This is a genomic window from Massilia sp. TWR1-2-2, from assembly GCF_049897565.1.
Taxonomy (GTDB): domain Bacteria; phylum Pseudomonadota; class Gammaproteobacteria; order Burkholderiales; family Burkholderiaceae_D; genus JAFCUW01.
The window spans coordinates 1-5,389 of the sequence record NZ_JAFCWM010000070.1; the positions used below are offsets into that span (position 1 = coordinate 1).

Consider the following 5,389-nt stretch of genomic DNA (forward strand, 5'->3'; position numbering starts at 1 on the left):
AACATCAAGCGAATGAACGCATTGAACATGGCCTGAAGTGTCCAAAGGGAGGCGATCGCTGAAAAAAGACCGCACCAGTATCCGCGAAAGGCGCCGGAACGTCCATTTCGGTGACCAACACGGTCGGCGATTAAAAAAATAACGCCAACTCCGCAGAAACGTCACGCGCAACAAGCGCAAAACTTCAAGTCCGACAGGCTGCTAGGCGGTGGCGGTGGTGCGGCCGACCATCAGGCGCTCGCCGTCGCGCAGCATGCGGGCAAATTCGACCGCCGTCACCGCCGGACTGAACAGGTAGCCCTGCAGCTGGTCGCAGCCAAGGTCGCGCAGGAAGGCCATCTGCTCAGGCGTCTCGACACCTTCGGCGACGATCTCCTGGCGCAGCTGCTGCGCCATCGTCACGATCGCGCGGGCGATGGCGCAGTCGTTCTCCTCGTCGGGCAAGCCGATGACGAACGAGCGGTCGATCTTGAGCGTACTGATCGGGAATTTCTTCAGGTAGGCCAGGCTCGAGTAGCCAGTGCCGAAGTCGTCCAGCGCCAGCGCCAGGCCCATCGCCACCAGCTCGTTCATGATGGCGATGACGTTGTCGGCGCCGCCCACCAGCAGGCTCTCGGTGATCTCGAGCATGATCTGCTCGGGCAGCACGCCGTGGCGGTCCAGTACGGCCAGGATGCGCGACGGCAGGCGCCGGTCGAACTGGCGCGCCGACAGGTTCACCGCCACCGGCGGCATCGCCAGGCCGGCATCCTTCCACGCGCGGATCTGGCGGCACGCTTCTTCCAGCACCCAGCCGCCGATCTCGAAAATCAGGCCGGTTTCTTCGGCCAGCGGGATGAATTCGGCCGGCGACACCATGCCGCGCTCGGGATGGCGCCAGCGCACCAGCGCTTCGGCGCCGACGATGCGCCCGCTGCGCAGGCTCACCTTCGGCTGGTAGTGCAGCTCGAGCTGCTCGTTCACCAGCGCGGCGCGCAGCTCGGTTTCGAGGCGCAGGTGGTCCTTCGCGCGCTGGTCCATCTCCTCGCTGTAGAACAGGAAGCGGTCGTCCGAACCCGGCTCCACCTTGGCCATCGCCACTTCAGCGTAGCGCATCAGCGAGGCGGTGTCGGTGCTGTCTTCGAGATAAACGCCGATGCCGATGTGGGCGCCGACGCGCAGGCTGTGCGCGCCGACGACGATCGGCTGCGCCAGCGTGGCGAGCAGCTTCTGGGCGACGATGCCGGCGTGCTCGCGCTTTTCGATGCGCGGCAGCGCGACGGCGAACTTGCTGCCGTCGATGCGCGCGAGGATGTCGGCGTCGCGCAAGGCGAGGCGGAACGAGCGGCCGATCTCCGACAGTAGCTGGCTGGCGATGTCGTGGCCGAGCGTGTCGCTGACGGCGCCGATGCGGTCCACTTCAATGACCAGCAGCGCGCCGTATTCGTTGTCGCGCCGCGCTTCGCTGAGCATCTGGTCGACCAGGTGGTTGAACAGGCTGCGGTTCGGCAGCCCGGTCAGGCTGTCGTAGTTGGCCATGCGCTGCATGCGCGCTTCGGCGTCCTTGTGCACGGTGATGTCGGAAAACAGCGAGAAGGTGTGGGTAATGTCGCCGACGGCGTCGCGCACCACGCTGATCGTCACCGACTGCGGGAACAATTCGCCGTTCTTGCGCTTGCCGACGATCTCGCCGCGCCACGGGCCGTGCCCCCGCATCGCGGCGCGCACCTTGGCGTGCAGCTCGGCGTCGTGCACGCCGGAGCGCAGCAGGTCGGGCGTCTGGCCGATCGTCTCGGCCTGCGTGTAGCCGGTGATGCGGGTAAAGGCGCCGTTGATCGAGACGATGCGCTCGCGCGCGTCGGTGATCAGCACGCCCTGGTCGCTGTCTTCGATGATGCGCGCGTGCAGATGCACCTTGTCCTGCTCGCTGAGGGGCTCGGCCAGCGGCGCCATCCGCACGCGCATGCCGGCCGCTTCGCCACCGTCGTCAAAGATCATCGACAGCGACATCGCCACGCGGATCACGTCGCCGCTCTTCTTGCGGCGGCTGACTTCGACGAGCGCGCCGCCCTGCTCCGTGCACAGCAGGGCCAGGTCCGGATCGTCGCCACTGTCGGTTTCGAGAAACAGCGCGTGGCGGCCGAGCGCCTCCTCGCACGTGTAGCCGAACAGTTCCTCGGCGGCGCTGTTCCAGCCGGTCAGGTAGCCGGCCAGGTCGAGCGCCAGCTCGGCGGAGTCAACCCTGGCCTGGGCGACGGCCGGCGCCGTGCCTGCTGCGACCTGCGCGATGGCCAGCATGGCCTCCAGCTCGGCCAGCGTGGCCGCCAGCGCCGTGCCCTGCAGCGAGCGCGCCGCACGCGCCAGTGCCACACAGCGGTCGAGCGCCGATTCACCCATTCGACGGGCCCTGGCTCTCGCGCAGCGCGCCCTGCATCCAGCTGGCCGCGTCGACGATCGCCTGGTTGAATTCTTCGTGCGCGATCTGCAGCGCGTGCAGCTGCGCGGCGACGCCATCGAGGTCGCCCCGCTCGGCCGTCTCGAACAGCATCAGCAAGGCGCCGAGGTCGCCCTCGCGCCGCAGCAGCGCCGCGTGCACCGCTTCGCCCAGCGCCAGCGGCGCCAGCACTTCGGTCAGCGGAATGCCGAATAACACGCCGAGCAGCGAAAACATGCCGGTCATGAAGCCCTGCTCCTGGGTGTTCTTGTCGAGCCCTCGCGACTTGGCCAGCAGTTCGAGCGCGCGCGAACGCATCGCCACGCGCGCGAGCAGCATCGCCGAGCGCTCGTCGTTCTGGCGCGCGGCGAACAGCATCAGGTTGAGCCAGCGCCGCAGCTGCTGGCGCCCGAGGATCAGCAGCGCCTGCGAAAAGCTGGTGATGCGCCGGCCGGTGCCCATGCCGAGCGAATTGACCAGCCGCAGCAGGTTGTACGACAGGGTCGGGTCGCGCCGCAGCAGCGTTTCGATTTCGTGGGTGTCGGCGTCGGCGGCGACCAGCTGCACCATCTGCAGCGCGTGTGCGCGCGACGCCGCTTGCGCGCCGGTGGCCTTGGCCGGCGGCGCCATGCACCAGTTGCCATCGACCCACTTGGCGGCGGGCGGCAGGAAGTCGCTGGAAAGGCGTTCGTCGGCGCGGCACAATGCGCCGGCCGGCATCTCGCGCCAGCCGGCCCGCTGGCAGGCGGCGGCGAGCTGCGCATCGGCGAGCAGAGGGTAATAGCACGCCAGGCTGCCGGCCAGGCCGCGGAGCGGCTCGCCCTCGGCTTGCGCCAGTACCGACGCGAGCTCGCCCGCGCCGACTTCGATCAGCAGGCCCGATGGCTTACCGTTTCGCGCTGCCAAGACATGAAAAAACAGCAGCGCAGCGGATGTCGAAGAAGTCATTGTTTGCTTGCCAAATCAATACAGTCAGAAGCTATGTTACCCCGAAAGTATTGGTTTAAGCCAACATTCCGAATGCGTTTGTGCACATCTTGTCAGTCAGATACGATTGTTTCCGCGCTCGCCGCGCCAGGTAACGATTGGCACAGGGTGGCGAACAGGCCGGCGCGCTGCATGCGCTCGCGCCACCAGCGTAGCGCGGCGCCGTCGTCGCCGCTGCGCCAGGCGACGTAAAACGTCTCGGCCGCGCGCGCTTCCTCGACCGGTTTTTCGACCAGCAGCCCGGCGGCGATGGCAGCGCGCGCACACGGCTCGGGCAGGAAACCGAAGCCGAGGCCCGCCAGTTGTAACTGGTACTTCAGCTGCATGGTCGGCACCGTCAGCGCGTCCTGGCCGAGCAGCAGGCCGACCGTGCGCGGCGCCATGTTGCGCGCCGAGTCGGCAACGACGATGGCGCGCTGGTCTTGCAGGTCGACGCGACCGAGCGGCCGGTCCCACGCCGCCAGCGGGTGAGCGGGCGCCACGGCGAACACGAAACGCATCTGCCCGATCGGGCGCACGACGTAGCCGCCGCCTGCCGGTCCTTCGCCGGCCACGCCGACGAGCAGGTCGACGCGCCGGTCGAGCAGCGCTTCCCACGGGCCCGACAGCGTCTCCTGCACCAGGCGCAAGCGCGTTCGCGGCGCCGCCTGGTAGAACGCGGCGATATCGCTTGAGAGCGCCAGCGGCGAAAACATCGAATCCATGCAGATCGCCAGTTCGGTCTCCCAGCCGGACGCTACCCGCTTGACGCGCTGTTCCAGGTCGAGCGCGGCCTTGAGCAGGTAGCGCCCTTCCTTGAGCAGTTCGCGCCCGGCGGCCGTCAGGACGATGCGCGGACCGTTGCGCTCGAACACTTGCAGCCCGAGGGCGTCTTCGAGCTTGCCGACGGTGTAGGAAATGGTCGACGGCACCTTATACAGTTCCTGCGCCGCCTTGGCGAAGGAACCGCGGCGGTCGATGGCGTCGACAATCTGCAGGGCATCCAGGCTCAGTTTTAGCATTCGAAATTTTCGATCATAGAGTTCGATATTTTCCGTTTTTCAAATCATCGCCAGGGGAATATACTGGATTCGTCGGTGCAGCAGGTACATCGAAATTATCGCACACTCACCATAACGAAACGGAGTCCATCGTGTTAGAAGTTCGTAAAAGCCACCATCGCGGCGACGCCAACCACGGCTGGCTGCAATCGAAGCATACGTTCTCGTTTGGTGACTATCGCGATCCGGAGCACACTGGCTTCGGCCCGCTGCTGGTCATCAATGAAGACCGTGTGGCGCCAGGCCAGGGTTTCGGCACCCACGGCCACCGCGACATGGAGATCATTTCGTACGTGCTCGACGGCGCGCTCGAACACAAGGACAGCATCGGCACCGGTTCCGTGCTGCATTATGGCGACGTCCAGCGCATGAGCGCCGGCAGCGGCGTGCGCCACAGCGAGTTCAACGGGTCGAAAACCGAGCCGGTGCATTTCCTGCAGATCTGGATCCAGCCGAACGTGACCGGCATCGATCCGGGCTACGAGGAAAAGCACTTCGCGCCGGAAACGAAGCGCGGCCAGATGCGCCTGGTGGCGTCGAGCGACGGGCGCGACGGCTCGGTGCTGATCCACCAGGACGCGGCGATCTATGCCGCCATCCCGGCGCCTGGCGACGTGCTCGAGCATCCGCTGAGCGCCGGCCGCACCGCCTACGTCCACGTGGTCCGCGGCCAGGTCAGCGTCAACGGCGTATCGCTCGAGTCCGGCGACGCGTTGAAGATCCGCGCCGAGACGTCGATCCGGCTGGAAGAAGCGCTCCGCGCCGAAGTGCTGGTGTTCGACCTGCCGTACTAAGTGGACCGGTACTAAGTGGACCGGTACCAAGTCGACCGGGGTCAGACCCTAATGCCGCTAAGTTAAGCTTTAGTCGCATTTTCTTGTTGTAAACTTTCGGCCGAAGTGTTAACTTTCTGGCTGATGCTGTCCGATGCCCTCCCACTGGTTATTGA

At 66.2% G+C, this 5,389-nt stretch carries 4 protein-coding genes; 1 reads left to right on the plus strand and 3 read right to left on the minus strand.

Annotated features, from left to right (window positions below; translation table 11 throughout):
• Positions 1-201: 201 nt before the first annotated feature.
• From ACP7DD_RS26245 to ACP7DD_RS26255, 3 genes are all read right to left on the minus strand, one after another.
• Entirely contained in the window at positions 202-2,376 is a 2,175-nt protein-coding gene (locus tag ACP7DD_RS26245) for a putative bifunctional diguanylate cyclase/phosphodiesterase (protein WP_426178303.1), read from the minus strand.
• Complete coding sequence (locus tag ACP7DD_RS26250; protein WP_426178305.1) at positions 2,369-3,361, minus strand: EAL and HDOD domain-containing protein; 993 nt, start codon at positions 3,359-3,361, stop codon at positions 2,369-2,371. Before ACP7DD_RS26250 ends, ACP7DD_RS26245 begins: the two co-directional genes overlap by 8 nt.
• 92 nt (positions 3,362-3,453) lie before the next feature.
• Entirely contained in the window at positions 3,454-4,401 is a 948-nt protein-coding gene (locus ACP7DD_RS26255) for a LysR family transcriptional regulator (protein ID WP_426178307.1), read from the minus strand.
• Between the two features lie 131 nt (positions 4,402-4,532).
• Between ACP7DD_RS26255 and ACP7DD_RS26260 the strand changes: the two genes are divergently transcribed.
• Positions 4,533-5,234, plus strand: a complete 702-nt coding sequence (locus ACP7DD_RS26260) for a pirin family protein (RefSeq protein WP_426178309.1) — start codon at positions 4,533-4,535, stop codon at positions 5,232-5,234.
• Positions 5,235-5,389 lie beyond the last annotated feature (155 nt).

What these genes read in the sequence shown, in the direction of transcription:
- ACP7DD_RS26250 (WP_426178305.1), bottom strand. Translation starts at nt 3,361, where the DNA reads ATGACTTCTTCGACATCCGCTGCGCTGCTGTTTTTTCATGTCTTGGCA.
- ACP7DD_RS26245 (WP_426178303.1), bottom strand. Translation starts at nt 2,376, where the DNA reads ATGGGTGAATCGGCGCTCGACCGCTGTGTGGCACTGGCGCGTGCGGCG.
- ACP7DD_RS26255 (WP_426178307.1), bottom strand. Translation starts at nt 4,401, where the DNA reads ATGCTAAAACTGAGCCTGGATGCCCTGCAGATTGTCGACGCCATCGAC.